Genomic DNA, 2,233 nt, shown 5'->3' with positions numbered 1-2,233 from the left:
CAGACTGCTTTGAAACTTATGAACGGCACAAACGCTAATACTCAGGTCCTATAGCCTACAGCGTTATAGGATCAAGCGACTAAGTGCATATGGTGGATGCCTTGGCGATCACAGGCGATGAAGGACGTAGTAGCCTGCGAAAAGCTGCGGGGAGCTGGCAAACAAGCTTTGATCCGCAGATGTCCGAATGGGGAAACCCACTCCGTAAGGAGTATCCCTGACTGAATACATAGGTCAGTGGAAGCGAACCGGGTGAACTGAAACATCTCAGTAGCTCGAGGAAAAGAAATCAACCGAGATTCCGAAAGTAGTGGCGAGCGAAATCGGAAGAGCCTTTACGTTTTAGCATTCAGGATAGTCGAACGGGATGGAAAGCCCGGCCGTAGCAGGTGATAGCCCTGTAGACGAAATTTTGAGTGTGGAACTAAGCGTAAGAAAAGTAGGGCGGGACACGTGAAATCCTGTTTGAAGATGGGGGGACCATCCTCCAAGGCTAAATACTCGTGATCGACCGATAGTGAACCAGTACCGTGAGGGAAAGGCGAAAAGAACCCCGGAAGGGGAGTGAAATAGATCCTGAAACCGTATGCATACAAACAGTAGGAGCCCCCTTGTGGGGTGACTGCGTACCTTTTGTATAATGGGTCAGCGACTTACATTCAGTGGCAAGGTTAACCGAATAGGGAAGCCGTAGCGAAAGCGAGTCCGAATAGGGCGATTCAGTCGCTGGGTGTAGACCCGAAACCAGATGATCTATCCATGGCCAGGTTGAAGGCACGGTAACACGTGCTGGAGGACCGAACCCACTAATGTTGAAAAATTAGGGGATGAGCTGTGGATAGGGGTGAAAGGCTAAACAAATCTGGAAATAGCTGGTTCTCTCCGAAAACTATTTAGGTAGTGCCTCAAGTATTACTGCGGGGGGTAGAGCACTGTTATAGCTAGGGGGTCATGGCGACTTACCAAACTATGGCAAACTCCGAATACCCGCAAGTACAGCTTGGGAGACAGAGCACCGGGTGCTAACGTCCGGACTCAAGAGGGAAACAACCCAGACCGCCAGCTAAGGTCCCAAATTATCGCTAAGTGGGAAACGAAGTGGGAAGGCATAGACAGTCAGGAGGTTGGCTTAGAAGCAGCCATCCTTTAAAGAAAGCGTAATAGCTCACTGATCGAGTCGTCCTGCGCGGAAGATGTAACGGGGCTAAGCGATAAACCGAAGCTGCGGGTGTGCACTTTGTGCACGCGGTAGGAGAGCGTTCTGTAAGCCTGCGAAGGTGGCTTGTAAAGGCTGCTGGAGGTATCAGAAGTGCGAATGCTGACATGAGTAGCGATAAAGGGGGTGAAAAGCCCCCTCGCCGTAAGTCCAAGGTTTCCTGCGCAACGTTCATCGGCGCAGGGTGAGTCGGCCCCTAAGGCGAGGCAGAGATGCGTAGCTGATGGGAAGCTGGTTAATATTCCAGCACCGTCGTACAGTGCGATGGGGGGACGGATCGCGGAAGATCATCAGGGTGTTGGATGTCCCTGTTGCTGCATCGAAGATGGCGCTTAGGCAAATCCGGGCGCGTAAATCAAGGGTGTGGCACGAGCGAGCATTGCTTGCGAAGTGATTGGAAGTGGTTCCAAGAAAAGCCTCTAAGCTTCAGCTGTGCGAGACCGTACCGCAAACCGACACAGGTGGACGGGATGAATATTCCAAGGCGCTTGAGAGAACTCAGGAGAAGGAACTCGGCAAATTGATACCGTAACTTCGGGAGAAGGTATACCCCGGTAGTGTGAAGCGCCTGCGCGCTTAGCATGATGGGGTCGCAGAGAATCGGTGGCTGCGACTGTTTATTAAAAACACAGCACTCTGCAAAGACGAAAGTCGACGTATAGGGTGTGACGCCTGCCCGGTGCCGGAAGGTTAAGTGATGGGGTGCAAGCTCTTGATCGAAGCCCCGGTAAACGGCGGCCGTAACTATAACGGTCCTAAGGTAGCGAAATTCCTTGTCGGGTAAGTTCCGACCTGCACGAATGGCGTAACGATGGCCACACTGTCTCCTCCTGAGACTCAGCGAAGTTGAAGTGTTTGTGATGATGCAATCTACCCGCGGCTAGACGGAAAGACCCCATGAACCTTTACTGTAGCTTTGCATTGATCTGTGAACCGGCCTGTGTAGGATAGGTGGGAGGCTTTGAAGCGTGGTCGCTAGATCACGTGGAGCCATCCTTGAAATACCACCCTGGTTTG

The 2,233-nt window shown here is 52.0% G+C and carries 1 rRNA gene; it reads left to right on the top strand.

The features are described 5' to 3' along the window. Positions 1-69 precede the first annotated feature (69 nt). Positions 70-2,233: ribosomal RNA gene (locus ADE01S_RS30970) — 23S ribosomal RNA — on the top strand; the annotation flags it as partial.

The sequence above is a fragment of the Achromobacter denitrificans NBRC 15125 genome (assembly GCF_001571365.1).
GTDB lineage: Bacteria > Pseudomonadota > Gammaproteobacteria > Burkholderiales > Burkholderiaceae_B > Achromobacter > Achromobacter denitrificans.
The sequence above is the reverse complement of the archived record's forward strand: the minus strand, read 5'-3'. Positions and strand labels throughout refer to the sequence as shown.